General features: G+C 30.9%; 24 protein-coding genes. 8 read left to right on the top strand and 16 right to left on the bottom strand.

Going from position 1 to position 26046, the window contains the following annotated elements; genetic code table 11:
- Positions 1-31 precede the first annotated feature (31 nt).
- The 9 genes from ACIQ06_RS04970 to ACIQ06_RS04930 all read right to left on the bottom strand — a co-directional run bounded on the left by ACIQ06_RS04970 (position 32) and on the right by ACIQ06_RS04930 (position 10097).
- Positions 32-1483, bottom strand: a complete 1452-nt coding sequence (locus ACIQ06_RS04970; RefSeq protein WP_396144163.1) for a hypothetical protein — start codon at positions 1481-1483, stop codon at positions 32-34.
- Positions 1473-2021 (bottom strand): RNA polymerase sigma factor, encoded by a 549-nt coding sequence (locus ACIQ06_RS04965; RefSeq protein ID WP_396144162.1) that lies wholly within the window; start codon positions 2019-2021, stop codon positions 1473-1475. The genes ACIQ06_RS04970 and ACIQ06_RS04965 overlap by 11 nt, the downstream gene beginning before the upstream one ends.
- Before the next feature lie 12 nt (positions 2022-2033).
- A complete protein-coding gene (locus ACIQ06_RS04960) occupies positions 2034-3317 on the bottom strand; it encodes a hypothetical protein (RefSeq protein WP_396144160.1) in 1284 nt (427 codons plus the stop codon).
- Between the two features lie 35 nt (positions 3318-3352).
- Positions 3353-4303 carry a T9SS type A sorting domain-containing protein gene (locus ACIQ06_RS04955; protein ID WP_396144158.1) on the bottom strand — a complete coding sequence of 317 codons (951 nt, stop codon included), beginning with the start codon at positions 4301-4303 and terminating at the stop codon, positions 3353-3355.
- A gap of 114 nt (positions 4304-4417) precedes the next feature.
- A complete protein-coding gene (locus ACIQ06_RS04950) occupies positions 4418-5308 on the bottom strand; it encodes a hypothetical protein (protein WP_396144157.1) in 891 nt (296 codons plus the stop codon).
- Positions 5309-5582: 274 nt separating this feature from the next.
- Complete coding sequence (locus ACIQ06_RS04945; RefSeq protein ID WP_396144156.1) at positions 5583-6854, bottom strand: hypothetical protein; 1272 nt, start codon at positions 6852-6854, stop codon at positions 5583-5585.
- A 110-nt stretch (positions 6855-6964) separates the two neighbouring features.
- A complete protein-coding gene (locus ACIQ06_RS04940) occupies positions 6965-9115 on the bottom strand; it encodes a polyribonucleotide nucleotidyltransferase (RefSeq protein WP_396144155.1) in 2151 nt (716 codons plus the stop codon).
- 154 nt (positions 9116-9269) lie between these two features.
- Complete coding sequence (rpsO, locus tag ACIQ06_RS04935) at positions 9270-9539, bottom strand: 30S ribosomal protein S15 (RefSeq protein ID WP_133533524.1); 270 nt, start codon at positions 9537-9539, stop codon at positions 9270-9272.
- A gap of 102 nt (positions 9540-9641) precedes the next feature.
- Positions 9642-10097, bottom strand: coding sequence for a GAF domain-containing protein (locus ACIQ06_RS04930; RefSeq protein ID WP_396144154.1), 456 nt, complete (start codon positions 10095-10097; stop codon positions 9642-9644).
- A gap of 71 nt (positions 10098-10168) precedes the next feature.
- Between ACIQ06_RS04930 and xrtF the strand changes: the two genes are divergently transcribed.
- From xrtF to ACIQ06_RS04900, 6 genes are all read left to right on the top strand, one after another.
- Positions 10169-10726, top strand: coding sequence for an exosortase family protein XrtF (gene xrtF / locus ACIQ06_RS04925; protein ID WP_396144153.1), 558 nt, complete (start codon positions 10169-10171; stop codon positions 10724-10726).
- Complete coding sequence (locus ACIQ06_RS04920) at positions 10701-11156, top strand: exosortase F system-associated membrane protein (protein ID WP_396144152.1); 456 nt, start codon at positions 10701-10703, stop codon at positions 11154-11156. Before xrtF ends, ACIQ06_RS04920 begins: the two co-directional genes overlap by 26 nt.
- A 77-nt stretch (positions 11157-11233) precedes the next feature.
- Positions 11234-11653, top strand: coding sequence for an HYC_CC_PP family protein (locus ACIQ06_RS04915; RefSeq protein ID WP_396144151.1), 420 nt, complete (start codon positions 11234-11236; stop codon positions 11651-11653).
- Between the two features lie 104 nt (positions 11654-11757).
- Positions 11758-13764 carry a TonB-dependent receptor plug domain-containing protein gene (locus ACIQ06_RS04910; RefSeq protein ID WP_396144150.1) on the top strand — a complete coding sequence of 669 codons (2007 nt, stop codon included), beginning with the start codon at positions 11758-11760 and terminating at the stop codon, positions 13762-13764.
- A gap of 19 nt (positions 13765-13783) precedes the next feature.
- Positions 13784-14125 (top strand): heavy-metal-associated domain-containing protein, encoded by a 342-nt coding sequence (locus ACIQ06_RS04905; protein ID WP_396144149.1) that lies wholly within the window; start codon positions 13784-13786, stop codon positions 14123-14125.
- Positions 14126-14295: 170 nt separating this feature from the next.
- Entirely contained in the window at positions 14296-14964 is a 669-nt protein-coding gene (locus ACIQ06_RS04900) for a DedA family protein (RefSeq protein ID WP_396144148.1), read from the top strand.
- A 96-nt stretch (positions 14965-15060) separates the two neighbouring features.
- On the opposite strand, the gene groL is transcribed toward ACIQ06_RS04900, so the two are convergent.
- The 7 genes from groL to miaB form a co-directional block, all read right to left on the bottom strand.
- Positions 15061-16692 carry a chaperonin GroEL gene (groL, locus tag ACIQ06_RS04895; protein ID WP_396144147.1) on the bottom strand — a complete coding sequence of 544 codons (1632 nt, stop codon included), beginning with the start codon at positions 16690-16692 and terminating at the stop codon, positions 15061-15063.
- 57 nt (positions 16693-16749) lie between these two features.
- Positions 16750-17025, bottom strand: a complete 276-nt coding sequence (groES, locus tag ACIQ06_RS04890; protein ID WP_396144146.1) for a co-chaperone GroES — start codon at positions 17023-17025, stop codon at positions 16750-16752.
- A gap of 258 nt (positions 17026-17283) precedes the next feature.
- Positions 17284-17658 (bottom strand): preprotein translocase subunit SecG, encoded by a 375-nt coding sequence (secG, locus tag ACIQ06_RS04885; protein WP_298302419.1) that lies wholly within the window; start codon positions 17656-17658, stop codon positions 17284-17286.
- 3 nt (positions 17659-17661) lie between these two features.
- Positions 17662-18477 carry a tetratricopeptide repeat protein gene (locus ACIQ06_RS04880; RefSeq protein WP_396144145.1) on the bottom strand — a complete coding sequence of 272 codons (816 nt, stop codon included), beginning with the start codon at positions 18475-18477 and terminating at the stop codon, positions 17662-17664.
- 98 nt (positions 18478-18575) lie between these two features.
- Complete coding sequence (locus ACIQ06_RS04875; protein WP_396144144.1) at positions 18576-19079, bottom strand: LptE family protein; 504 nt, start codon at positions 19077-19079, stop codon at positions 18576-18578.
- Positions 19080-19143: 64 nt separating this feature from the next.
- Positions 19144-20403 (bottom strand): sigma 54-interacting transcriptional regulator, encoded by a 1260-nt coding sequence (locus tag ACIQ06_RS04870; RefSeq protein ID WP_396144143.1) that lies wholly within the window; start codon positions 20401-20403, stop codon positions 19144-19146.
- 32 nt (positions 20404-20435) lie between these two features.
- Positions 20436-21884: a tRNA (N6-isopentenyl adenosine(37)-C2)-methylthiotransferase MiaB gene (gene miaB / locus ACIQ06_RS04865; RefSeq protein WP_396144142.1), complete on the bottom strand. Its 1449-nt coding sequence runs from the start codon at positions 21882-21884 to the stop codon at positions 20436-20438.
- A 367-nt stretch (positions 21885-22251) separates the two neighbouring features.
- Here miaB and topA point away from each other — a divergent pair, with 367 nt between their 5' ends.
- A complete protein-coding gene (gene topA / locus ACIQ06_RS04860) occupies positions 22252-24753 on the top strand; it encodes a type I DNA topoisomerase (RefSeq protein WP_396144259.1) in 2502 nt (833 codons plus the stop codon).
- A gap of 3 nt (positions 24754-24756) precedes the next feature.
- Positions 24757-25902 carry a formimidoylglutamase gene (locus ACIQ06_RS04855; protein WP_396144141.1) on the top strand — a complete coding sequence of 382 codons (1146 nt, stop codon included), beginning with the start codon at positions 24757-24759 and terminating at the stop codon, positions 25900-25902.
- Positions 25903-26046: the final 144 nt, after the last annotated feature.

The following is a 26046-nucleotide window of genomic DNA, read 5'->3' as shown; positions in this document are numbered from 1 at the left end:
TGAATTGGGGTTTGCAAACTAAATCAAATGACTATTTATTATCGAAAATATTGAATTCAATTCCGGTTAAAATATTGAAGTTGAAAGAATTATTTTTGGTTCCCTCCTGATTGTTTCTTAGTTGATATTTAAGCATTGGTTCAATATTTAATTTAATTTTTTTAGAAAGTTTATAATCAAAACCTAAACCAATATTTGCGCCAAAAGTTTGACTTAATAGATTTGATGTTTTGCCAATTAATGTGCTAAAACCTTTTTCTGTTTTAATAGAAACTTCATTTTTGTCAAGGAGACTATAATTGATCCCAAAAATAGCATTTATCCCAATTTTACTATTTAAAAACTTATATTTTGCTTCAAGCGGAATCTCAATGTATGAAATATCTTGAATAACATTCATGTATTCTGAATTATTCGATTGGCTATAAATAATTGCATTAGAAAAGCCGTTTGTATAATCAATGTTTGAATAATTAAAAGTGTTTACAGAAATATTTTGTGTAGTATATTTCAAATTATTTTTTCCAATTCCAATTCTCAAACTTAGATTTTCAGTTCCGTAAAAACATAAATAAGCTCCATAACTAAATGTAATTTCTGCTTTTTTTGAATTTGAGTTTAATCGATTGTCAAGACTTGATTTGTTGTTAGAAAAAACAGGTATTGTTGGAGAACCATATACGAAAACAGTAAACGTTTTATCTTTTATAATCTCTTTTGTTAACGAATCGTTCTTGGTTATTTCTTTAATTGTTTTTTTCTTATTTAGACTGTCTTTAGCAATTGTTTTGAATTTAATTTCTTCACCACTTTTTTTGTTTTCAATGTCTGCAAATTCTTTTTTTGAAAAACTATTGTTAAATGTTTCTTTTGAATTTGTTTCAGATATAAAATCGTTATTTTCTCTTAAATTTGACTCATTTGTTGATGCAACCTTCTCTTTATAGTTATAAAGTTTCTTTGTTTTTGAATATGATTTATTTCTTTTAGATTTATTTTTACTTGAGAAATTTGCAATTTTATTTTTAGTAGCCTTCTTATTGCTAGAATCAACTTTTGAATTGGTTTTTACAATAGCTTTAGATTCAACTATTTTATCATTGGAAACTATTTTTTCTTTATTTATTATACTAGAATTGTTTTCAGTATTGAATACTGAATCATTTGAATTAGTTTTATTGTTGCTGCTTTCAATGTTAGTTGAATTTTGATTACCATTCTTTTTTTCTTTTGTTTTAACTGAATTTTCTTTTAAATTAAAAAAGTTATTTTCGTCAAACGAATTGTTGAAAATCAACCACGAAAACAAGATTCCAGCAGAAAAAATTCCAACATAGGAAAACCAAAAAGGTACAATTCTTCTTTTTCTTTCTTTTTTATCTAAATCCAATTCAATTTGCTCCCAAACCTCAGGGGATGGTGAGTAATCTAATTGCTCAAGATTTTCTCTAAACAATTTTCCTATGTTTTTTTTAGATTCCATTTTTATACTTTTTGGCTTGGGATTCTATTATTTTATTTTTTAAAATTATTTTGGCTTTGTGAAGATTAGATTTGGATGTTCCTACTGTAATTGAAAGTGATTCAGCAATTTCTTTATGTGAATAATCGTCTAATTCATATAAATTAAAAACCAGACGATACTGACTAGGCAGTTCTTGTATTATTTGCAACAAAAAATCCAATGATAAACCTTCAGTATCGATTTCAATATCTTCATCAAAAACTGGATAAATAAGTGAGTCCAATGGTTTGTTAAGCAAAGACGATTTGAATTTAGAAATTGCTTTATTAATAGCAATCTTTTTCATCCAACCTTCAAAAGAACCGTTGCCTTTGTATTTTTTTATATTGGCAAAAATTTCTATAAAAGCATCGTGTAAATTATCTTCGGCTTCTTGACTGTTGGAGCAATATTTAAGACTTAAATTGAACAAGTTCTTTTCATAGAGAGTGTAAAGCGCTTTTTGATGCGCTAAACTATTTTTGATACAACCTTGTATGATTTCGTCTAAATTCAAATGTATTGAGTTTTAAAAAAAACGGATAAATCGTGTTTTTATTAGTACCGAATTTTTGTCTATGTTACTAATTTGTCCTGTATTGAAATCTATTACTTTTGCTTTTGATGCACTTTGTTCAGACGAGCTCCAATACTTTTCATTACTTAAATTCCCAAGTCCAACATAGTATAAATTATCATAAATCAACTGCAATTCGTTAATTGACGGTATACACCAATCTTTCTTTAGTCCAATGGTTTGATTTAAAGCTGTTTTTGAAGTAACACTTCCGTTATTTAAGTTACTACACACGCTAGGATTAAGAAAATAGTTTGTCAAATTATTGTGATAATTAGTTATAGCTACCGAGTTTTGAAAGCCCGTTCCTATCTGATCGTAATTTGCATTTGTAATTTGTGCAGTCACACAACCCCATTCTTCAATAACGGCATCTGATGGTGCCACTTCAATATAACGCCATCCGTTAGAAAATATTCCTTTGTCATAAGCGACGATTCCTCCGGCTGGTCCTGTTTGTCCGAGAGTATACAACGTCATGTCGGAACATTCCTTAACGAGTCTTCTTGTAATAGTTGGTGTTTGAAGTTCAAACAAATCGTCAGTAAAAGTAGTGACTTTAAAATTATAATTCCAATTTTGAACAGTAGCTGAAGTTCCTGATAAGTTAATGTTTAAATGCAATTCGTCATTCAAGTATAAGAAAACCCAAGTTCCGTTATAGGTTGTATTCAAATGATAAAGGGTGATCGTTCCTGTTACATCTGCAGTAAAAACAGCGCCAGCAAAATCGTTATTCATACCAGCAATGTAGGGCACTTCCCAAACACATGTTCCTACTGGATTTCCAAATAATCCGTTGCAATAACTTATAATGTCGTCACGCGAACAAGAATCTAAAGCTACTTTTAACTCGGTATTGTTGTTTACGGTAAAAACAGTTCCGTCTGGCAAAGTAGTTTGTAAAGGATAACTAATGCTTATCGATTGAGTGGCTGGAAGCTGTCCTAAAAAAGTACTAAACTGAGTATCTCCAAATAAAATCACTTCTCCTAGTGGAAGCAAATTAGCATCATAAATAAACACTTTAAACGGATAAACGAAGTCAATACAAACCGTATTTTCAATTGGATCGTCACCGCGATTGACTACTGACTCTAATAGACCGAACAACTCCGAATCTTTTTTTATGGTTTCTCTCGTTAAGTCGACAACCTCATTGTCGTCTAAGTCGGAGCAGCTGAATGTTACAAACAAACAAAAACTGTAAAAAATGAGGTGTATTATTTTTTTCATACTAACGTTTTGCAAACTGCTGTTGGCAGATGTTTTTATTTTTTAATTATTTTTTTACTCTCAAGTAAATTGCCATCTTTTATTATTTGAATAATGTAATTGCCCATAATTAATTTTTCAATGTTTATATATTCTTCTAATTTGGCATTTCCAACTTGAACTGTTTTTCCATTCATATCTAGTATTATATATTCATATTTTGTGTTGTTAGAAATATTGCTTTTAATGCAAACTAAATCACTTGTTGGATTTGGATAAATGTCAAAATTTGAAAAATTTATATTATGTTCGATTATTAATTCACCACATTCAGAAGTTATAGGTTCGATAAAGTTGTTTAGCCAATCATGGTTTTGTTCAATCCAATCTTTTCCATCAAATTTTAATACAATTTTTTTTCCAGAAAAAATATAACTTTCTACTCCGTTATTTCCAATTACAAGATCTAAATCAACTGCATTTCCGATAAATAAAACAACCCAAGTGTTAATTGGAACAAAACTATTATCATTCATTTTCTTAGGTATTTCAAACTGAGTGTGTAATAAGTCAATGTTGTTATTCCCGTCATTTATTTCATCTCTTTCTGTTTCTAATATTTTTGTAGGTATGTCAAAAAAATGTTGAACATTATTATTGTCAAATGCATAATAATTTGAATTTGTGAAATTTGTAGCAACCACATTTTTAAAAACACCATTACAAATTTGTTCATCACTTATTGGTAAATTACATTCCACTTGATTACAATTAAGTGTGTATTGAAAATACAAGTTGTTATTTGGAGTGTAAAATGAAAAAGCACCACCATCAGATAAATTTTCATTAAAACCTTTAGGACCTATAACATTTCCGGAATTACCGTTTCTAAATTTGTAGACATCTACGATTGTAGAATTTGGAGTATTAGTGATTTTTTTAATTATTTTTTGAGAGTAACAAAATAGTGAAAAAAAACAAGCGGTGATTAATAATAAATTTTTCATAGTTTTTATATTTAGATTATTTCTCAGATAGTTGCATCAATGTATGCGTTTTTTCCGTTTAAAATATCTGCCAATTAGTATATAAAATTTCAAAAGGTTGCCTTTGAAATTAAATTAATTGTAATAATAAAAGGACTCAATAATTGATGAGTTGTTATTTGTGTTGCTTAGACTTGTTGATTTGTAATACTCAATGTAATTATTTATATTAAAATCTGTTTGATAAGTAGTTGTGCCACTTGAATTTGAAAAATTATTTCTTTTGTAATAGAAATTACCATTTGTTGCTAAAACTGTAAGTGTTAGTGCACTTAAAACGGAGTTATTTAATTGATTGGTTGTTTTTAATAAATTAAGTGGCATTGGATTTGAATAGTAATCAAAATTTATAACTGAAGATTGTGAAGCAATAGTAAATGAGGTTGGTTTTAAACCATCAAATTGTAAAGTTTCCTCTGTTGTACCTGGAACACCTATGCCATTAGGGCTTATTTTTTTATAGATTAACCCATCACTATTTTTGTAGAATGTTGCAACTATTGATACAGTCGCATCCATAGTATTAGTTGCTTTTACTGTTATTGTATTGTCTGTGTTGTATTCAAAAGACACAGTTATAACATTCTGTGGAAAGTTAGTTCTTCTACTTATTATTCTTCCCTGATTGTCAAATGTTATTTCTTGTTGTGTTATGATTTGGCCGCTCGTGTCTAATTGTTGTGTTGTTTCAATATTACCATTTGTGATTTTTATATATCGAGAAGTCCATTGATTTAAATTATTAAATATTGTGTCTCCAATAACAACATTGTTTGAATAATATGTAATTCTTTTTGTGTTATATGTTGGGTTTTGCGAATACGTTTGGAAAGTAATTTTTTTGTTTAAGGTCATCAAATTTTGATTTGATTGAGGCGTAGTCACTTCTTCAACATTGTCATTTGAACATGAAATTGACAATAAAGTAATGCATAGAAATAAAAGTGAAGTTTTTAAGTTTTTCATGATTATAGTTTTTAAGTTTATAATCTTTAGTATATAAAAAATATTAAGGTTGCCTAATAAATGGAATAAAAAAATAAAACCCCAAGTCAACTAAATGAATTGGGGTTTGCAAACTAAATCAAATAACTATTTATTATTGAAAATATTGAATTCAATTCCGGTTAAAATATTGAAGTTGAAAGGACTCGTTTTAATGTGATTCTGATTATTTTTAAATTGATATTTTAACATTGGTTCTAAGTTGAACTTAATTTTAAATGATTAATAGATAAAATTAAAATATTCTAATTAATCTGGTATTTATATTTGGTGCATTTTTACTTAATAGAAAAGATCCACCTGTATTAAAATTTACAGCTTTTGATTCAGATAAACTTCCTTCAGAGGAACTCCAATAGTAACCAGTAGAAAAATTACCAATTCCATTTAAGTGTAAATTAGTGTAAAGTAACTGGAGCTCTTCTAATGAAGGCATGAACCAATTTCTTTTATTAGCAATAATTTCATTTAAAGAGGAAATGGCACAAACTGTCCCATTATTAAAAGCGCTACACACACTTGGGTTTGTGAAATAATTAATTAAGTTTTTATGTCGATTTGCAATCGCTATGGTGTTTTGATGTCCAGCTCCAACAAGATCAAATTGAGCATTTACAATTTCAGAATTAATGCAACCCCATTCTTCTTGCCCAGTTAAATCATTAGGTGCAACTTCAATATAGCGCCAACCATTAGTAAATTCTCCTTTATCATAAGCAATTATTCCTCCTGCTGGTCCTACATCACCTATTTCATAATCTAATAAATTAGAACATTTTAGTTTTAGTTTTCTGGTTTGTGTTGAGGTAGATAAAGTAAGATAATCTTCATTTATATCTGCAATTCGATAATTATGATTCCAATATTGTGCAACAGCAGAAGTGCCAGCAAGATTAATATTAACATGAAGTATGTTATTTACTTTTAATACATTCCATGTGCCAACATAATTATTGTTTAAATGAAATAATGTTATGGTAAAATTTTCATTTACAAATATAACCGCACCTGCATAATCATTATTTAATTCTTCTTCTATGTATGGTATTTCATAGATACATGTTACAGGGTTTTTCAACATTCCTGAACAATAACTAATTAAATTTTGATCTTCACATGATAATAATGATTGTTTTAATTCTTCATCATTATTAATACTTATACTTGTTCCATCAGGTAGAGTCGTTTCAATAGGATAACTTATACTTATAGATTGATTTTGATTTAATTGACTCAAAAGTTGTTCAAACTGATTGTCGTTATACAATGTTATGGTCTGAATAGGATTAATATATTGATCATATTTTATCACAACCATTGGATATATAAAATCAACACATATGTTGTTTTCTATAGGATTGTCACCAATTGTAACAACATTTCTAATTAGTTTAAATAGTTCATCTTCTTTGCGAAGTGTGTCTTTTAGAATTTCTACAGGTTCATTTTCACAACTTGAAAACAGTACTATTAGAATCGCAACTGTAAGTCTTGTAAAGATTTTCATATTTTTTTCTTTATTTTATAGATGCGAAAAAAAGGAAAAGGTTGCGTGTAAAAATAAAAAAACCTTGAAAATTAGTTTTTCAAGGTTTTAAAGTATTAAAATTTTAAAGATTATGCTTTCGGAGCTTCGTCTTTTTTCTCTTCTCTTGGAGGTCTTGGTAAAAGTGCTTTTCTAGAAACTTTTTCTTTTCTAGTTTTTGGGTCAACACCTAAATACTTCACCATAAACACATCGCCCATATTAACTACGTCAGAAACATTTTCAGTTCTTTCCCAAGCTAATTCAGATACGTGTAATAAAACTTCATTTCCTGGAGCAGCAGTGTATTCTACAACAGCACCAAAATCTAACATTTTAATTACTTTCACTTCATAAGCTTCACCCATTGCTGGTTTGAAGATAATTGAGTCAATTTTAGCTAAAACTGCTGCAATTCCATCTGGATCTGTTCCAAGGATTTCAACAACACCTTGTTCGTCAACTTCGTTGATAACGATTGTACAACCAGTAACTTTTTGTAATTCTTGAATTACTTTTCCACCAGGTCCAATTAAAGCACCAATAAAGTTTCCAGGAATTGTTCTTGTGATGATTTTTGGAGCGTGTTTTTTAACATCAGCTCTTGGTGTAGCAATAGTTTCAGTGATTTTTCCTAAAATATGCATACGTCCATCACGTGCTTGACCTAACGCTTGTTCCATAATGTCGTATCTCAATCCTTCAATTTTGATATCCATTTGACAAGCAGTGATTCCATCTTTTGTTCCAGTTACTTTAAAGTCCATATCTCCTAAGTGATCTTCATCACCTAAAATATCAGAAAGAACTGCAAAATTTTGACCATCTGTAATTAATCCCATAGCAATTCCAGAAACTGGTTTTACCATTTGAACTCCAGCGTCCATCAAAGCCATTGTTCCAGCACAAACTGTAGCCATAGAAGACGAACCGTTAGATTCTAAAACTTCAGATACAATTCTAATTGTATAAGGACAATCTGCAGGAATCATGTTTTTTAAAGCACGTTGTGCTAAGTTTCCGTGACCAACTTCTCTTCTTGAAGTTCCTCTTAAAGGTTTAGCTTCTCCAGTTGAAAATGGTGGGAAATTATAATGTAAATAGAATTTTTCTTCTCCTTGTTCTGATGGTGAATCAATTTGGTTAGCTTCTCTAGATGTTCCTAAAGTAACTGTTGCCAAAGCTTGAGTTTCTCCACGTGTAAATAATGATGAACCGTGAACAGAAGGTAAATAATCAGTTTCACACCAAATTGGTCTGATTTCTGTAGTTTTTCTTCCGTCAAGACGAATTCCTAATTCAAGAATTACGTTACGAACCGCTTCTTTATTAGTTTTATAGAAATATTTAGATACTAAATCTCCGTCAGCAGCTAATTCTTCTTCTGTAAATAAAGCTTTTACTTCTTCTTTTACTTCAGCGAATGCAGCACTTCTTTCGTGTTTAGCCGAGCCTACTTTTGCGATAGCATAGATTTTATCATATGCTGCAGCTTTTACTTTTTTGTAGATTTCTTCATTTTCTTTTTCACCTTCGTAAGTACGAGTTTCTTTTTTGCCAAATGCTTCTTGTAAACGCAATTGAGCGTGAATTTGAACTTTGATAGCTTCGTGAGCAAATTTAATTGCTTCAACCATTTCTGCTTCAGAGATTTCTTTCATTTCTCCTTCAACCATCGCAACAGAATCTAAAGAAGCACCAATCATCATGTCGATGTCAGATAATTCTAATTGAGTTCTACTTGGATTGATTACAAATTTTCCGTCAACACGTGCAACACGTACTTCAGAAATTAAATTGTAAAAAGGAATGTCTGAAACTGCTAATGCTGCTGATGCTGCTAAACCTGCTAATGCATCTGGCATAACATTGTCATCATGAGACATTAATTGAATCATCACCTGAGTTTCAGCATGATAATCGTCTGGGAAAAGCGGACGTAAAACACGGTCAACAAGACGCATTGTTAATACTTCATTGTCACTTGGACGTGCTTCTCTTTTGAAAAAACCACCTGGAAAACGTCCAGCTGCTGCAAATTTTTCACGGTAATCTACCGTAAGAGGTAAAAAGTCAACTGCTGGGTTTGAAGTTCTTGCTGATACAGCTGTAGCTAAAAGCATACAGTCGCCACATCTTACAACAACCGAACCATCGGCTTGTTTTGCTAATTTACCTGTTTCGATTGTGATAGATCTTCCATCACCTAAATCGATTGTTTCTTGGGTTACTTTTGGAATCATAAAATTTAATTCGTTTAAACTATTAGGTTAGTTGTGTTGTAGTTGTTGTGTAGTAGTTGTCTGTAACCCAATGAAAAACCGAAACTTTTCTTATTTATATTCTTATAATTTATAAAACAAAAAGAGGCGCGCAAGCACCTCTTTAAGATATGTATTATTTTCTAATACCTAATTCTTTAATAATCTCACGATATCTGTTGATATCTTTTTTCTTCAAGTAGTCAAGAAGACTTCTTCTTTTACCTACTAAAAGAACTAACGAACGCTCAGTGTTGTAATCGTGACGATTTTTTTTCAAGTGCTCAGTTAAGTGAGAGATTCTAAATGTGAACAATGCGATTTGCCCTTCAGCAGATCCAGTGTTTTCAGCTTTTCCTCCGTGTTTAGCGAAGATTTCAGCTTTTGTTTCTTTACTTAAATACATTCCAATATTATATTAAATGATTATTATGTATGAAAAAGGATTTTCCTAATTCGTGTGCAAAGATAATCTTCTTTTTTGATTAGGCAAATAAAAAAGTATAGATTAGAATAATTTTGAAACTTCTTGATTTACAAATTCTAAAAAACGTTCGTCTTTTTCTGTAAATGGGTTAATCACATGACTATCAATGTCTATTTGTCCAATATTGATTCCGTTTACAAACAACGGAACTACAATTTCAGACTTAACTGTAAAGCTACAAGCAATATAATTATCTTGAGCTGCAACATCTGGAACTACAAAATTGGCATTCGATTCTGCTACTTGACCACATATTCCTTTTCCGAATGGAATTACAGTATGATCTGTTTCGGCACCAACATAAGGTCCAAGATGTAAAGTTTTGTTCTCGTGATTGGCAAAGTAAAATCCAACCCAATTATAATAATCAACATTATCTGATAAAAATTGGCAAAGATTTTTAAGTTTTTCATCTCTATCAGCATTTTCACTTGACAGAATGCTAATCACTTCTGGTTTTAATTCATCAAATTTCATATTCTATTTTTTTTGCAAAAGTAACCAATGCAATTTCTTACTTTTACCTAAAATTTGTTAAAAATTATATTTTGAAAGAATACATTATTCAGTTTAAACCATTTTTAGTTTTCTTAACTAAGTTTTTGCTCTCCTATTTGGTATTGACGCTATTGTATCAAAGTTATTTAAATCAATTTGATCAAAAGAATTTTGAGGTAGATAAAATTACACAAATTGTCGCTAATCAATCTCAAATGTTGCTTTCAGTTTTTGATGATAATTCCTATACCATGCCCAATTTGAAAGAAGCAAGTGTAAAACTTTTTTATCATGATAAATGGGTTGCAAGAATAATTGAAGGTTGTAATGCGGTGAGTGTGATAATTTTGTTTATCAGTTTTGTCATTGCATTTACTGGAAAATTTAAGCAAACATTGACTTTTATAATTATTGGAACAATAATAATTCACCTGTTTAATGTATTGCGAATTGCATTGCTTTGTATGGCAATATTTCACTTTCCAGAGTATGAGCATATTCTTCATGGTGTAATCTTTCCACTATTTATTTACGGAATTGTTTTTTTACTTTGGGTGATTTGGGTTAATAAATATTCTTCTTATGCTACAAAATCTATTGAAAAATAAGCTGAAGTTATCAGCTGTTTTGTTTTTGATTATTCTTCTAATTGCCATTAGGGCATTTGAAGACACAATTTTTTATGATCCATTTTTAGATTATTTTAAATTGAATTATAATAATCTACCATTGCCTAAAATTGATGTAATAAAATTATTTTTTAGTTTAGGATTTAGATTTTATTTAAACTCCATTATTTCTTTGGGATTACTTCGGTTGATTTTTAATGATGCAAAAATCATTAAGTTTTCCATTTTTCTGTATTCTATTTTTGGAATCATTTTAATGGTAAGTTTCTTTTTTGTTCTATTAAAATTTGGAGAAACTAACAAAATGAATCTTTTTTACATTAGAAGATTTATTATTCAACCTATTTTTATAATGCTCTTTATTCCAGCTTTTTATTATCAGAAGAAAATGAATCAGAATTTGCCTTGATTTTTCTCAAACTTTTGAATTGTAAACTTTTAACAAACTTTTAAAGATAATTATCTACTATTGATTAACTTTGTACCATGCAAATAAAGAAGCACATAGCGTTACTTTTAGCTTTCTTCCTGTTGATTTCCAATTCAGGATTGGCTTTTAATGTGCATTATTGTGGCGAGAAAATAGCGGCAATATCTTCTGTGTTTTCTGATGAGGAAGTTTGCGAGATGCTTATAAAAGAGGAAAAATCTTGTTGCGCAAAAAAAGAAGTAACACACAAAAAATGTTGTTCAGATAAAGAATTAAATCTTAAAGACAACTCTGAAAAATTTGCTTTCAAATCAATTTCTTTTGATTTTGATATGTTTTTTTATACAACTTCTTTCAAACAAATTTATTTTGAGTCAGTTGAAAGTCGTATAAAATTGCAACAACTTACTTATTATTGTGATGCAAATGCGCCGCCATTGTATCAACTCTATTGTCAATACACTTTTTACGCTTGATTTAATCTGAATTCAGTTCAGATTCTCGACCTCTTTGAGAATCAAATAGAATTTATATTAATCATTTTCAGTGTCTAACGATGCTGAAATAAATTCAGCATAAAATGAAAAAAATAACATTATTCCTAGTGTTGTTTGTTTTTGCTACTACATTTTCACAAGAAAAATTAGACGAAGTAAAAATTGATATCAAGCAAAAAGGAATAAAAAAATCACTTACAAAAACAGCCAATACTTCTGTAGTTACAAGTAAAGAATTGCTTAAAGCAGCTTGTTGTAATTTGGCAGAAAGCTTTGAAACCAATCCATCAATTGATGTGAATTTTTCTGATGCTTTGACTGGAACCAAACAGATAAAAATGTTAGGTTTAACTTCACCATATTTAATGATTACAGAGGAAAACATTCCTTCAGTAAGAGGTGCTTCACAGGCTTATGGTTTGTCATTTACGCCAGGAACTTGGGTAGAAAGTATTCAAATTACAAAAGGCGCCGGAAGTATTGTTAACGGATACGAAAGTATTTCAGGACAGATTAACACAGAACTTATTAAGCCATTAAATGATATACCTTTCTTCTTTAATGCTTATGGATCTACCGATTCAAGATATGAGGTAAACACTCATTTTAATAAAAAACTTTCAGACAAATTAGCTACTAGTTTATATATTCATGGTAACACAAGAGTTGCTAAAAATGACATGAATGATGATGAGTTTTTAGATAATCCACTTGGGAAACAAATTAATTTAGTTAATAGATGGCAATATGCAAATGCTGAAACAGGCTGGGTGTCTTTTGTTAATTATAAATTTATGAAAGATGAAAAGCAATCTGGAACTGTAGACTTTAATCCCGATGTTGATAAATTAACTACAAATCATTGGGGCTCAGAAATTAATACAGAACGTTTTGATTTATCTACTAAAATTGGATATATATTTAAGGATATGCCTTATCAAAGCATTGGTTTTCAAAATGCTTTTAGTAGTCATAATCAGCAATCGTATTTTGGATTAAATCAGTATGATATAAAACAACAAAGCTATTATTCAAATTTGATTTTCAATTCGATTATTAATAATACTATGCACAAGTTTGCGACTGGTTTAAATTTCACTTATGACAAATATTCTGAATTTGTGAACTTATCTGATGTGAGTCGAATTGATAATTCGGTTGGTGCTTTCTTCGAATATACTTTTGATAACAATAACAAGTTTAGTTATGTTTTAGGAGGACGATTTGATTATCACAATAGGTTAGGAGCTTTTTTTACCCCAAGATTACATGTTAGGTATAATCCATGGGAAAAATCTGTTCTTAGATTTTCTGCAGGAAGAGGAAAGAGAGCTGCAAATATTTATGCCGAAAATCAACAACTTTTTGCAAGTTCAAGACTTTTCTCAATACTTGATACTGATGGTAAAATATATGGGTTAGATCCAGAGATAGCCTGGAACTATGGTGTAAGTTTTACTCAAAATTTTATTTTATTTGGCAAAAGTGCCGATATGACATTAGACTTTTATCGAACAGATTTTCAAAATCAAGTCATTGTTGATGTAATGCAAAGTTCTCAAGAGGTGTTGTTTTATAATTTAAGAGGAAATTCTTACGCAAATAGTTTACAAATAGATTTTAACTATGAAATCATTAAGCATTTCAATTTGAGAACAGCTTATAAGTATTATGATATATCTACCGATTATTTGTCTGGTAGTTTTCAAAGACCACTTCAGGCAAAACATAGGTTTTTTAGTAATTTAGAATATGAAACTCATATTAGTAATGAAGGCCAACAATGGCGATTTGACGCAACATTTAATTGGTTAGGAAAACAACAGCTTCCTACCACATCTAGTAATCCAGTTGGAGATGTTTTTCCAGAGTTTTCTCCGTCATTTTCTACATTAAACTTGCAAATAACAGTACAGCAATCTAAAAACTTTGAAATGTATTTCGGTGGTGAAAATATTGGAAATTATCGTCAAACGAATGCGATTTTAGGTAAAAATAATCCGTTTGGAATGTATTTTGATACTTCTGTAGTGTATGCTCCAATTTTTGGACAAATGTTTTATGCCGGATTAAGATTTAAAATAAAATAATTATAAAAAATATTAAATTATGAAGAACATATTAATTGGAATGATGTTACTATTTGTAACGCTTTCAACACAAGCTCAAGACAAAAAAAATAAAAATGCCAAATACGATATTGAGGTAGGAGGGAATTGCGATATATGCAAAAAAAGAATTGAGAAGGCAGCATTTTCTGTAAAAGGTGTTAAAAGTGCCGATTATCATTTAGATGATAATACATTGCATTTAATAATTAATGAAGAAAAATGTTCAATTTTAGATATTAAAAAAGCGATTGCTAGTGTTGGTCACGATACCGATGAAGTAAAAGCTGCTGATAAGGATTATGAAAGTCTTCATGGGTGTTGTCATTATGAAAGAAAATAGCTTTAAAAACTCCTTAAGAAATTAGGGAGTTTTTATTTTGTATTTTTCAGAATGTATAAAGAATGATGATTATGTTATATTTAAGTCAAAAAAGCGAATAAGATTGTCTCTTAAATAAATAATCGCTACTTTCACGTGCTCAAAATAAACTAACTTATTTATTACATTTTATGAATGATTTTGATTGGAAACAACTACTTAACCCAGAATTTTATATTCTATTAGAATTTGGTGGAATAAAAATAGGTCTTTACGTTGTTTTATTTATAGTATTTGCCGAAACCGGACTATTAGCAGGATTCTTTTTGCCTGGAGACAGTTTGCTTTTCTTATGTGGAATTTACAGTCAGTTGTTGATGAAAGAATTATCAACTGGAAGTGATTTTCTGGATGTTTCTTTTTTAGCAGCTTTAGTTTCAGTAATGGGAATTGTAGGAAACATGGTAGGTTATTGGTTTGGAAAGAAGAGTGGGAGTTATTTATTTAAAAGAGAAGATAGTTTCTTTTTTAAGAAAAAATATTTGTTTCAATCAAAAGATTTTTTTGATAAATACGGAACAAAAGCAATTGTCTTTGCAAGATTTTTACCAGTTGTAAGAACGTTTGCTCCTGTAGTAGCTGGAATTGTAGAAATGGAAAAAAAGAAGTTCATGTTTTACAATATTTTGGGTTCACTGCTTTGGTCGTTCACAATGATTTTTGCAGGTCATTATTTGTATGAATTGTTCTTATCACAGTTTAATATTGATTTAAAACATTACATAGAATATATTGTAATTGGGATAGTTTTAGTAACAACAATTCCAGTCTTAATGAAATTTTTGAAAAAGAGAAATTAAATTTATCAAATAAAAAAATCCGTCAAGTTCTTCAACAAGACGGATTTTTTATTTTTATCACTTCGCACTTCGTATTTTGTACTTCGTACTTATAAATTACATCATTCCTGGCATTCCTCCACCCATTGGCATTCCACCACCGGCGTTTTCTTCTTTGATGTCGATTAATGCACATTCAGTAGTAAGAATCATTCCAGCAACAGAAGCAGCGTTTTCAAGAGCTACACGAGTTACTTTTTTAGGATCAATAATTCCAGCTTTTAGCATGTCTACGTATTCGTCAGTTTTAGCATTATAACCAAAATCACCTTTTCCTTCAGAAACTTTTGCTACTACTACAGAACCTTCAAGTCCAGCATTTTCAACAATAGTTCTCAATGGCGATTCAACAGCACGGAAAACAATTTGAATTCCAGTAGCTTCATCAGCATTATCAGCTTTAATTGATGCTAAAGAAGCTTTTGCTCTTAATAAAGCAACACCTCCACCAGCAACAATACCTTCTTCTACAGCAGCACGAGTTGCGTGTAAAGCATCATCAACTCTGTCTTTTTTCTCTTTCATTTCAACTTCAGAAGCTGCACCTACATAAAGAACTGCAACTCCACCAGCCAATTTAGCCAAACGTTCTTGCAATTTTTCTCTATCATAATCAGAAGTTGTAGTTTCCATCTGACCTTTGATTTGATTTACTCTGTTTTTGATTAAATCAGCATTTCCAGCACCATTTACAATCGTTGTATTGTCTTTATCAATTGCAATTTTTTCGGCTGTTCCTAGCATTTCTAATGTTGCATTTTCAAGTGTGTAACCACTTTCTTCTGCAATTACAGTTCCACCAGTTAAGATGGCAATATCTTCAAGCATTGCTTTTCTTCTATCACCAAAACCTGGAGCTTTTACAGCTGCGATTTTTAAGGCACCACGCAATTTGTTTACTACCAAAGTTGATAATGCTTCTCCATCAACATCTTCAGCAATAATTAATAATGGTTTTCCAGATTGAGCAACTGGTTCTAATACAGGAAGTAATTCTTTAAGAGAAGATACTTTTTTATCGTATAAAAGAATGTAAGGATTTTCTAATTCTACATTCATTTTCTCTGGATTGGTAACAAAATATGGAGATAAATAGCCTCTGTCAAATTGCATTCCTTCTACAACATCAACATAAGTCTCTGTTCCTTTTGCTTCTTCAACAGTGATTACACCTTCTTTTCCAACTTTTCCAAAAGCTGTAGCGATTAAATCACCAATAACTTCATCGTTATTAGCAGAAATAGAGGCAACTTGTTTTATTTTTTCAGAAGAAGAACCAACTTCTTGAGCTTGTTTTCCTAAATCAGCAACAATTGCTTCAACTGCTTTATCAATTCCTCTTTTTAAATCCATTGGATTTGCTCCAGCCGCAACGTTTTTCAATCCTTCTTTTACAATTGCTTGTGCTAAAACGGTTGCAGTTGTTGTTCCATCTCCAGCTAAATCGTTAGTTTTTGAAGCTACTTCTTTAACCATTTGTGCGCCCATATTTTCTAAAGGGTCTTTTAACTCAACTTCTTTTGCTACAGAAACACCATCTTTAGTTACTGTTGGTCCACCAAATGATTTTGAAATAATTACATTTCTTCCTTTTGGTCCAAGTGTTACTTTTACTGCATTTGCCAATGCATCAACACCACGTTTTAAACCATCACGTGCTTCAATATCGAATTTTATATCTTTTGCCATTTTATTTTATTTTTAAAAACTTAATACTTTGTATTTCTAACTTCGTACCTCTTACTTTTAAATTATTGCAAGAATATCATCTTCTCTCATGATTAGATAATCTTTTCCATCAAGTTTTAAATCGGTTCCTGCGTATTTGCCGTAAAGAACAGTGTCACCAACTTTTACAGTCATTGGCTCGTCTTTTTTTCCGTTTCCAACTGCAACAACAGTTCCTTTTTGAGGTTTTTCTTTTATTGTGTCTGGAATATGGATTCCTGACGCAGTGATGGTTTCAGCAGCAATTGGCTCTACTAAAACTCGGTCTGAAAGCGGTTTAATGTTTAATGCCATAATTCGTATATTTTATATTAATTAAAATTTTAAGATTGCTATTTTATAGTCAGAAATTGTGCCATTGGTTAAAAACTGACAATTTTTCAGCGAAGGTAATGAAAGTTGACAGATTGTAAGATGATTTTATTGTGGTTTAATCTTGACAATTTAATTATATGAAAAATGTAAATAATGATTTTTACTAAAGTTTATGCAAAAAAAAATCCCGACTTCGTTTTTGGTACGAGACGGGATTTTTTTATAATACTATATTTCTTATTTTTTCACTGGAGTTGCAGGTGTAGCTTCAGGTTTTGTAGCAGTTGTAGTAGTGCTAGCGGCTGGAGTTTCTGCTTTGTCAGTTTTAGGAGCTTCTGTTTGTGGTGCAGCTGGTTCAATTAAACTTTTGTTATCGCTTAAAGTTCCTGTGAAACTTAAACTAGATAATAAAACTAATGTGATTAATGATCCTGCTAATACCCATGTACTTTTGTCTAAAAAGTCTGTTGTTTTTTGTACACCACCTAATTGTTGTGAACCTCCAATAGCTGAAGATAAACCACCACCTTTAGGGTTTTGTACCATGATTACTATGATTAATAAGAAACAAACGATTGTTATTAATACTAAAAAAATTGAAAATGTGCTCATTGCTTAACTATTATTGTTTTGTTGTAAATTCTTAATATCCGAAATTCGGTCTGCAAAGAAACTACTTTTTTCTGGATATTTCAAAATTAATATTTCATATGCTTGAATTGCTTTCTGATATTTTTTTTGCTCTAAGTAAACTTTTGCCAAAGTTTCAGTCATTAAATAGGATTTATCCTCTGTAACAGGTATTGATATTACTGAATTACTTTCTTTATTTACAGGTGGTATTTTTGGATTTGATTCAATAAATTTATCTATCATTTCCAACTTTTTCTTCCTAACAATTTCTGCTTCTGTTGGTGTTTCTTTTCTTTCAATTGGTTTCAATCTTGAAAGTTGTAACCATTCTTGAAACGAATGTTTTTCTTCTTTTGTGAACTCTAAAGGTTTTCCAATCTCTAATTTTTCTTTAATATTTTCCTCTTCAGGAGATGCTTTAGCAATTGATGATAATATAGATTGCTCTAAAGAATTTACAGATTCAGATGTGCTTGAATATTCAACAATTTCACTGCCAACTACATCAATATTTAATAATTCGGCAACTTTTTGGTCATATAAACCATTTTGAACTGTTACAAAATTGTCTGATGTTATAAAATCAAACAGAATAGTTCTATCTGTAGTAAATGCTGCTGCTACCTTTAAGGCATAATTATATTTAAAACTGTCTTGATTGTACAAATGTTTTAATCGCAAAACTCGAGCACTTTGAAAATAAGGAAATTCCTCAATAATTTTTTCCAAAGCAATATTGTGTCGCTCATTAATGGCGTCGGGTTTGTTGATTAGGTAGGTGTAGTCAGTTAAGTTCAATTTTGTCGGTTTTCAAGGTGAGTTTTCAGTTTTCAGTTTGTGATTGTAAATTTATAAATTTAAATTCTAACTGTTACTGGATACTGCTAACTATAATTTTACCATTTAGCAAGAGATTCATTAAAAATGTCTTGTGTAATTCTGGTGAAGATTTCATCTAATAGAGTGTTTAATCTTGCGCCTGTTGGGTTTTCTGAGGCATCAAAATCAACAAAAAAAGAAAAAGTCTTTTCAAAATTATCAGCTTCTTTGTTTTTATTTACAAATCTAACATTAACCGTAAGGGAAAGTCTACTTTGTGCCGCTTTTTGGTCGGCAGTAGCAGTCATTGGTGTAATACTATATTGTGTAATTTCACCTTCATAAAGTAAATCACCACTAGTATTAGTTAGATTTAAGTTAGTTTGGTTTTGTAATATTTCTTGTAATTTGATAGTAAAAGTTCTTTCAATTCCCGGTTCAATTAATGGTGCATTATTTTGAAAATAGTTTACTTGAACAGTTTTTGCGTCAATTGGCCCAGTACCAGTGAAATTGTAGGGTCCACAACTATTTAAAGTTAGTGCAACAAGAAGGAATACTATGTATTTTAGTTTATTCATCAGAATTTAAAAAGCCAAAGATATATTTTTTTATTTCAATAATTGTTAATCCTATTATAATGAATTACAAATCATATTGTTTGATTTTTCGATATAAAGTTCGTTCAGAAATTCCCAATTCATCTGCTGCAGCTTTTCTTTTTCCTTTGTTTTTTTCTAAAGATTTTTTGATGAGCTCAATTTCTTTTTGTTCCAATTTCAAAATTTCTTCTTCTTCAACAGTTTCTGCAAATAAGTAGTTGTTGTCATCTTCGTCATCTTCAAATTCTTCTTGCTCAACTTCTTCTGCTTTTGGAATTATTGTATTTCGCGGTTGATCTTCAAAAAACGTTTCTTCATCAGATTTCCCATATACTTTTTGAATCAAATTTGGATTGATATCTTGAACTTTTGCTCCATTTTTCATCAATTCTAAAGTCAATTTTTTCAAATCATTCAAATCACTTTTCATATCAAAAAGCACTTTGTACAAAATATCTCTTTCCGTAGAAAAATCATTTTCAGCTTTTTTTCCACCAATAACACTCGGTAATTGACTTCCTTCTTGTGGTAAATAAGACATCAAGGTTTGAAGCGAAATATCTCTTTTGGTTTCTAAAACCGATATTTGTTCAGCTGAATTTCGCAACTGACGAATATTGCCACCCCAACGATAATTTAGCAAATATTTTACAGCATCATCATTTAGTTTTATGGCTGGCATTTTGTATTTGTGTGCAAAATCGGAAGCAAATTTTCTAAACAACAAATGAATATCATCTTTTCGTTCACGCAATGGTGGAAGTCCAATTTCAACAGTGCTCAAACGATAATATAAATCTTCACGAAATTTTCCTTTTTCGATGGCGTCAAACATATTAACGTTAGTTGCAGCTACAATTCTAACATTCGTTTTTTGAACTTGTGATGAACCTACTTTTATAAACTCACCATTTTCTAAGACACGTAACAAACGAACTTGAGTGGTTAAAGGTAGTTCACCAACTTCATCAAGGAAAATGGTTCCGCCATCAGCAACTTCAAAATAACCTTCACGCGTTCCTGTTGCGCCAGTAAACGATCCTTTTTCGTGTCCAAAAAGCTCACTATCAATAGTTCCTTCTGGGATTGCTCCACAGTTTACAGCGATGTATTTTCCATGTTTTCTATGTGAAAGTGAATGGATTATCTTTGGAATACTTTCTTTCCCAACGCCACTTTCTCCAACTACCAACACCGAAATATCAGTAGGAGCAACCTGAATGGCTTTTTCTACCGCACGATTGAGCTTTGGATCATTTCCAATAATTTCAAATCGTTGTTTTATAGATTGTACTGTTTCCATTTATGCTGAATTTATTTCAGTATCTTTTGTTTTTAATTCATTTCACTATAACCTACCGCTTCGCCAATCAAAGTTCCACTAGTGCAATTAGTAATTTTTACATTCACAAAATCACCTACTTTATAATGCTCTTTTGGAAAAACAACTGTTATGCTTTGTGAATTTCTTCCAGATAAATCATTCTCCGATTTTTTAGAGGTTTTTTCAACCAAAACTTCTACGGTTTGACCTAAAAACTCTTGTGTTCTAAAAGCACTGTGAATTCTTTGAGCATCAACTATTTCTTGTAATCTTCTTGCTTTGATTTCTTCAGCAACATCGTCTTCCAGTTTTCTTCCTGCCAAAGTTCCAGGACGTTCAGAATACGAATACATATATCCAAAACTGTATTTTACATATTCCATTAATGATAACGTATCTTGATGATCTTCCTCAGTTTCTGTTGGAAAACCAGCAATCATATCTTGTGTAATACAAACATTCGGGATAATTGATTTTATATTGTCTATCAACTTCATATATTCTTCACGTGTGTGAAGTCGATTCATTTCCTTCAATATTCTATTACTTCCAGATTGAACTGGTAAATGAATATGTTTACAAATATTTGGATATTTTGCAATTACATGAAGCACTTCTTCATGCATATCTTGAGGATTTGAAGTCGAAAAACGAATTCGCATTTTAGGAAAACCAATAGCCACCATTTCTAACAACTGTTCAAATTTAACTGCAGTTGCTTGTTGCATTTCGGTTGCTTTATCAAAATCTTTTTTCAATCCGCCACCATACCAAAGGTAACTGTCCACATTCTGTCCTAAAAGTGTAATTTCTTTATAACCTGTATCCCAAAGTTGCTGAATTTCTGTCATAATACTTTGAGGTTCACGACTTCTTTCACGACCGCGAGTAAATGGCACAACGCAAAACGTACACATATTATCGCAACCACGAGTAATCGAAACAAACGCCGAAACACCATTTGAATTCAATCTCACAGGCGAAATGTCACCATAAGTTTCTTCTTTAGATAAAATTACATTAATAGCATCGCGACCATCTTCAATTTCGGCTAGTAAATTTGGTAAATCTTTGTAAGCATCTGGACCAACAACCATATCAACAATTTTCTCTTGTTCTAGAAATTGCTCTTTCAATCGTTCTGCCATACAACCCAAAACACCAACTTTCATCTTTGGATTGATGTCACGTTTTACGGCATTGTATTTTTCTAAACGTTTTCTTACCGTTTGTTCGGCTTTATCACGAATAGAACAGGTGTTTACTAAAACCAAATCGGCTTCTTCTAATATTTGAGTAGTATTATAACCTTCATTTGTAAGTATAGAAGCTACAATTTCACTATCAGAAAAATTCATAGCGCAACCATAACTTTCAATATAAAGTTTCTTTGTGTTTTCGGGTTTATTCTCAAGAACTAAACTTTGTCCTTGTACTTTTTCATCAATTTCTTTTTCCATAAAATAATCTTCGATTGAATCGGACTACAAAGATAATACTAAATTACAAAATCTGACAAGATGGCAGATAATGTTTAACATTCTTTTATTAAGGAGCGACTCGTTTGGGCTTTATCAGTAATCCATATTCCTGCTTTTCGTTGCAATCTTTTCTTTTGTTGCCTTCGAGTTTGCCTCAGGCAACAAATGAAAAGGATATCCATTCCAAATGTGAAACATTCACTGAACTTCGTTATAAATCAAACATTTTGTGAGGTAATCAGGGCTAAATTTAATTCCATTTTAATGCTTGTAATTTTTAAAAATGATTACAAAAACTAAAAATTTAAAAAAAACCTATACTTTTGCCGAACAAACAAAATACATAATGGCAAAGAATTTAGTTATAGTAGAGTCACCAGCAAAGGCAAAAACCATCGAGAAATTTCTTGGAGCAGACTACCAAGTAGAATCAAGTTATGGTCACATTGCCGACTTGCCTTCCAAAGAAATAGGAGTAGATGTCGAAAACGGATTCAAGCCAAAGTACGAAGTTTCAGCTGATAAAAAAGCACTTGTTACAAAGCTTAGAGGTTTAGCTAAAAATGCCGATATGGTTTGGTTAGCTTCCGATGAGGACCGCGAAGGAGAAGCAATTTCTTGGCATTTATCAGAAGAATTAAAATTAGATAAAAACAAAACTAAAAGAATTGTTTTTCATGAGATTACCAAAAATGCCATTCTAAAAGCTATCGATAATCCGAGAGAAATTGATTATAATTTAGTAAATGCTCAACAAGCTCGTAGAGTTTTAGATAGATTAGTAGGTTACGAATTATCGCCAGTTTTATGGCGTAAAATTAAAGGTGGATTATCTGCAGGTCGTGTGCAATCAGTTTCTGTGAGATTAATTGTAGAACGCGAAAGAGAAATTCAAAATTTCAAACCAGTTGCAAGTTATTCTGTAGTGGCAGAATTTGTAAACGAAGCCGGAAGAGCATTTAAAGCCAAACTTCCAAAGAATTTTAATACGAAAAAAGAAGCTGAAGATTTTTTAAGCAAAAACATCGGTTCTAATTATAAAGTAGGCGATTTGGAAACAAAACCTACTAAAAAATCTCCAACAGGACCATTTACAACATCAACACTTCAACAAGAAGCAGCTCGTAAATTATATCTTCCAGTTGGAATTACCATGCAATTAGCACAACGTTTATACGAAGCCGGATTGATTACATATATGAGAACGGATAGTGTGAATCTTTCTAAAGAAGCTATGGATGCTGCTCAAGCGGAAATTATTAAATCTTACGGAAAAGAGTTTTCAAAACCAAGAACGTTTACTAATAAAAGTAAAGGAGCACAAGAAGCTCACGAGGCAATTCGTCCAACGGATATGTCGCGTCATACAGTAAATATCGATAGAGATCAAGCGCGTTTATATGATTTAATTTGGAAAAGAACATTAGCGTCTCAAATGAGTGATGCCGAATTGGAACGTACCAATGTAAAAATTGAAGCAAACAATCATTCAGAAGTTTTTACAGCTTCTGGAGAAGTAATCAAGTTTGAAGGTTTCTTGAAAGTATATCTTGAAGGAAATGATGAGGATGAAGAAGAACAAGAAGGAATGTTGCCAGCAATGAAAGTCAATGAAAAATTGAGTAATAATTACATCACAGCTACAGAACGATATTCTCGTCCGCCAAGTCGTTATACAGAAGCTTCTTTGGTTAAAAAACTGGAAGAATTAGGAATTGGTCGTCCATCAACTTATGCACCAACTATTTCTACTATCATCAATAGAAGTTATGTAGAAAAAGGAACTCTTGAAGGTCAAGAACGAAAATATACACAATTGACATTGCAATCTGGAAAAGTATCGGATGTAATTTTAAAAGAAAATACAGGTTCAGACAAAGGAAAATTAGTTCCAACAGATATAGGAAATATTGTAACAGACTTCTTGGTTAAGAACTTTGAAAAAATATTAGATTATAATTTCACTGCCAAAGTGGAACAAGATTTTGACGAAATTGCAGAAGGAAACATCAATTGGACAACAATGATGCAAGAGTTTTATGATAAATTCCATCCAAATGTAAAAGATGTCGAAGCTAATGCAGACAGAGAAAGTGGAGAGCGAATCTTAGGAAAACATCCAGAATCTGGTAAGACGGTTTTGGTTCGTTTAGGTAAATTTGGTGCTATGGCTCAAATTGGAGATAGCGATGATGAAGATAAGAAATTTGCAAGTTTACGTCCAGAACAAAATATCGGAAACATTACTTTGGAAGAAGCATTGAATTTGTTTTTACTTCCAAAAGTATTAGGAACTTATAAAGGTGAAGAGGTTGAAGTAAGTTTAGGTCGTTTTGGACCGTTTGTACGTTTTGGAAAAGTGTTTGTTTCACTTCCAAAAGGAGAAGAGCCACTTGATGTTGATTTAGAAAGAGCAAAGGTTTTAATTGATGAAAAAACACAAGCTGATGCGCCAATAGCTGTTTACAAAGGCGAAGGTGTTCAGAAAGGAACAGGAAGATTCGGACCTTTTATTAAATGGAATGGAATTTTCATCAACGTTTCTAAAAAATATAATTTCGATAATTTATCTCAAAATGATATTGAAGAATTAATCGAAGACAAACTTCAAAAGAACATAGATAAAGTAATCCACAATTGGGAAGCTGAAGGAATTTTGGTTCAAAAAGCTCGTTGGGGAAGAAGTGAAATTACTAAAGGTAAAATCAAAATTGAATTGAGTAAAGATGTTGATGCTTCAAAATTGACTTTAGCTGAAGTTCAAGAAATGATTGCTAAAAAAACACCTGCAAAAAAACCTGCAGCTAAAAAAGCACCAGCCAAAAAAACAACTACCAAAAAGAAATAATAAATGGAATTCGATTTTCTTGCACCTATAGATAATGATTTGATAATTGATATTATGCAATTGTCATCTCAGCATTTGTCTAGTAAAGTTGTGTTTCATACTGAAGCTGAATTTCCAGATATTTCAAAAGTTAATATTGCTATAATTGGTGTTCTTGAAAATCGTGGAAAAGATTCGAAAGAAGTTGATTTATCTAATGTAAGAAGAGAATTATATAGCTTATTTCCTGGTAATTGGAGTAAAACTATTGCTGATTTAGGTGATATTCTAGCTGGAAATTCTTCTGATGACACTTATTTTGCATTGCAAAAAGTAGTTTCTAAACTAATCAAGAATAAAGTTATTCCTATTGTTATTGGTGGTTCACAAGATTTAACCTATGCAATGTATCGTGGATATGATGATTTAGAACAAATGGTGAATTTGGTTTCTATTGATAATAAATTCGATTTAGGAAAACAAGAAACTTTAATTAGCTCAGAGTCTTATTTGTCTAAAATAATTATTGAAGAGCCAAATAATCTTTTCAACTATAGTAATATTGGCTATCAAACCTATTACAACTCGCAAGAAGAAATAGATTTGATGGAGAAATTATTCTTTGATGCTTATCGTTTAGGAGAAGTTTGTAATAATATAGCTATAGCAGAACCAGTTTTTCGTGATGCCGATTTAGTAAGTTTCGATTTAACTTCTGTAAAATCATCTGATTCAGGAAATTTCACCAATTTTCAGCCAAATGGTTTTAATGGTAAAGAAATATGTTCTTTGTCTAGATATGCTGGAATTAGCGATAAAGTTTCGTGTTTAGGGATTTTTAATCACAATGATACTAAGCAAGAATCAGTTTTAATTGCTCAAGTAATTTGGTATTTTATTGAAGGTATACATTATCGTTCTAATGAGTATCCATTTGGAAGTAAAGAAAATTACATAAAATATACAGTTCCTTTTGAAGATGAGGATATTGTGTTTTTTAAAAGTGATAAAACCGAACGTTGGTGGATAGAAATACCATTTTTTGCAAATACTCACAATAAATTAAAAAAGAATACGTTATTACCATGTTCTCACGAAGATTATTTGGCAGCTTGCAACCAAGAGTTTCCTGAGCGTTGGTGGAAAGCACAACGTAAGAGCATTTTATAAGAGCTTTTGTAAATAAAAATCTTATAAAATCTTATAAACATAAAATTTGTAAGAAAAAATATATAAAAACAACAAAAAAGCGTTAATAAACGCAATTATTTGCATTTTATCGATGATTTTATTTTGTCAATAAATATATAATTG

It is taken from the genome of Flavobacterium sp. (assembly GCF_044341265.1).
In the GTDB taxonomy this organism is placed as follows: Bacteria; Bacteroidota; Bacteroidia; order Flavobacteriales; family Flavobacteriaceae; genus Flavobacterium.
Note: the sequence above shows the minus strand (reverse complement) of the source record. Positions and strands in the feature narration are given on the sequence as shown.

Excerpts from the sequence above, each read along its gene's own strand:
- ACIQ06_RS04875 (WP_396144144.1), bottom strand. The coding sequence starts at position 19,079 with ATGAATAAACTAAAATACATAGTATTCCTTCTTGTTGCACTAACTTTA.
- ACIQ06_RS04920 (WP_396144152.1), top strand. The coding sequence starts at position 10,701 with ATGCTACAAAATCTATTGAAAAATAAGCTGAAGTTATCAGCTGTTTTG.
- ACIQ06_RS04945 (WP_396144156.1), bottom strand. The coding sequence starts at position 6,854 with ATGAAAATCTTTACAAGACTTACAGTTGCGATTCTAATAGTACTGTTT.
- ACIQ06_RS04910 (WP_396144150.1), top strand. The coding sequence starts at position 11,758 with ATGAAAAAAATAACATTATTCCTAGTGTTGTTTGTTTTTGCTACTACA.
- ACIQ06_RS04940 (WP_396144155.1), bottom strand. The coding sequence starts at position 9,115 with ATGATTCCAAAAGTAACCCAAGAAACAATCGATTTAGGTGATGGAAGA.
- ACIQ06_RS04930 (WP_396144154.1), bottom strand. The coding sequence starts at position 10,097 with ATGAAATTTGATGAATTAAAACCAGAAGTGATTAGCATTCTGTCAAGT.
- ACIQ06_RS04950 (WP_396144157.1), bottom strand. The coding sequence starts at position 5,308 with ATGAAAAACTTAAAAACTTCACTTTTATTTCTATGCATTACTTTATTG.
- miaB (WP_396144142.1), bottom strand. The coding sequence starts at position 21,884 with ATGGAAAAAGAAATTGATGAAAAAGTACAAGGACAAAGTTTAGTTCTT.
- ACIQ06_RS04955 (WP_396144158.1), bottom strand. The coding sequence starts at position 4,303 with ATGAAAAATTTATTATTAATCACCGCTTGTTTTTTTTCACTATTTTGT.
- ACIQ06_RS04960 (WP_396144160.1), bottom strand. The coding sequence starts at position 3,317 with ATGAAAAAAATAATACACCTCATTTTTTACAGTTTTTGTTTGTTTGTA.
- topA (WP_396144259.1), top strand. The coding sequence starts at position 22,252 with ATGGCAAAGAATTTAGTTATAGTAGAGTCACCAGCAAAGGCAAAAACC.
- ACIQ06_RS04855 (WP_396144141.1), top strand. The coding sequence starts at position 24,757 with ATGGAATTCGATTTTCTTGCACCTATAGATAATGATTTGATAATTGAT.
- ACIQ06_RS04915 (WP_396144151.1), top strand. The coding sequence starts at position 11,234 with ATGCAAATAAAGAAGCACATAGCGTTACTTTTAGCTTTCTTCCTGTTG.
- rpsO (WP_133533524.1), bottom strand. The coding sequence starts at position 9,539 with ATGTATTTAAGTAAAGAAACAAAAGCTGAAATCTTCGCTAAACACGGA.
- ACIQ06_RS04900 (WP_396144148.1), top strand. The coding sequence starts at position 14,296 with ATGAATGATTTTGATTGGAAACAACTACTTAACCCAGAATTTTATATT.
- secG (WP_298302419.1), bottom strand. The coding sequence starts at position 17,658 with ATGAGCACATTTTCAATTTTTTTAGTATTAATAACAATCGTTTGTTTC.
- groL (WP_396144147.1), bottom strand. The coding sequence starts at position 16,692 with ATGGCAAAAGATATAAAATTCGATATTGAAGCACGTGATGGTTTAAAA.
- ACIQ06_RS04905 (WP_396144149.1), top strand. The coding sequence starts at position 13,784 with ATGAAGAACATATTAATTGGAATGATGTTACTATTTGTAACGCTTTCA.
- groES (WP_396144146.1), bottom strand. The coding sequence starts at position 17,025 with ATGGCATTAAACATTAAACCGCTTTCAGACCGAGTTTTAGTAGAGCCA.
- ACIQ06_RS04970 (WP_396144163.1), bottom strand. The coding sequence starts at position 1,483 with ATGGAATCTAAAAAAAACATAGGAAAATTGTTTAGAGAAAATCTTGAG.
- ACIQ06_RS04870 (WP_396144143.1), bottom strand. The coding sequence starts at position 20,403 with ATGGAAACAGTACAATCTATAAAACAACGATTTGAAATTATTGGAAAT.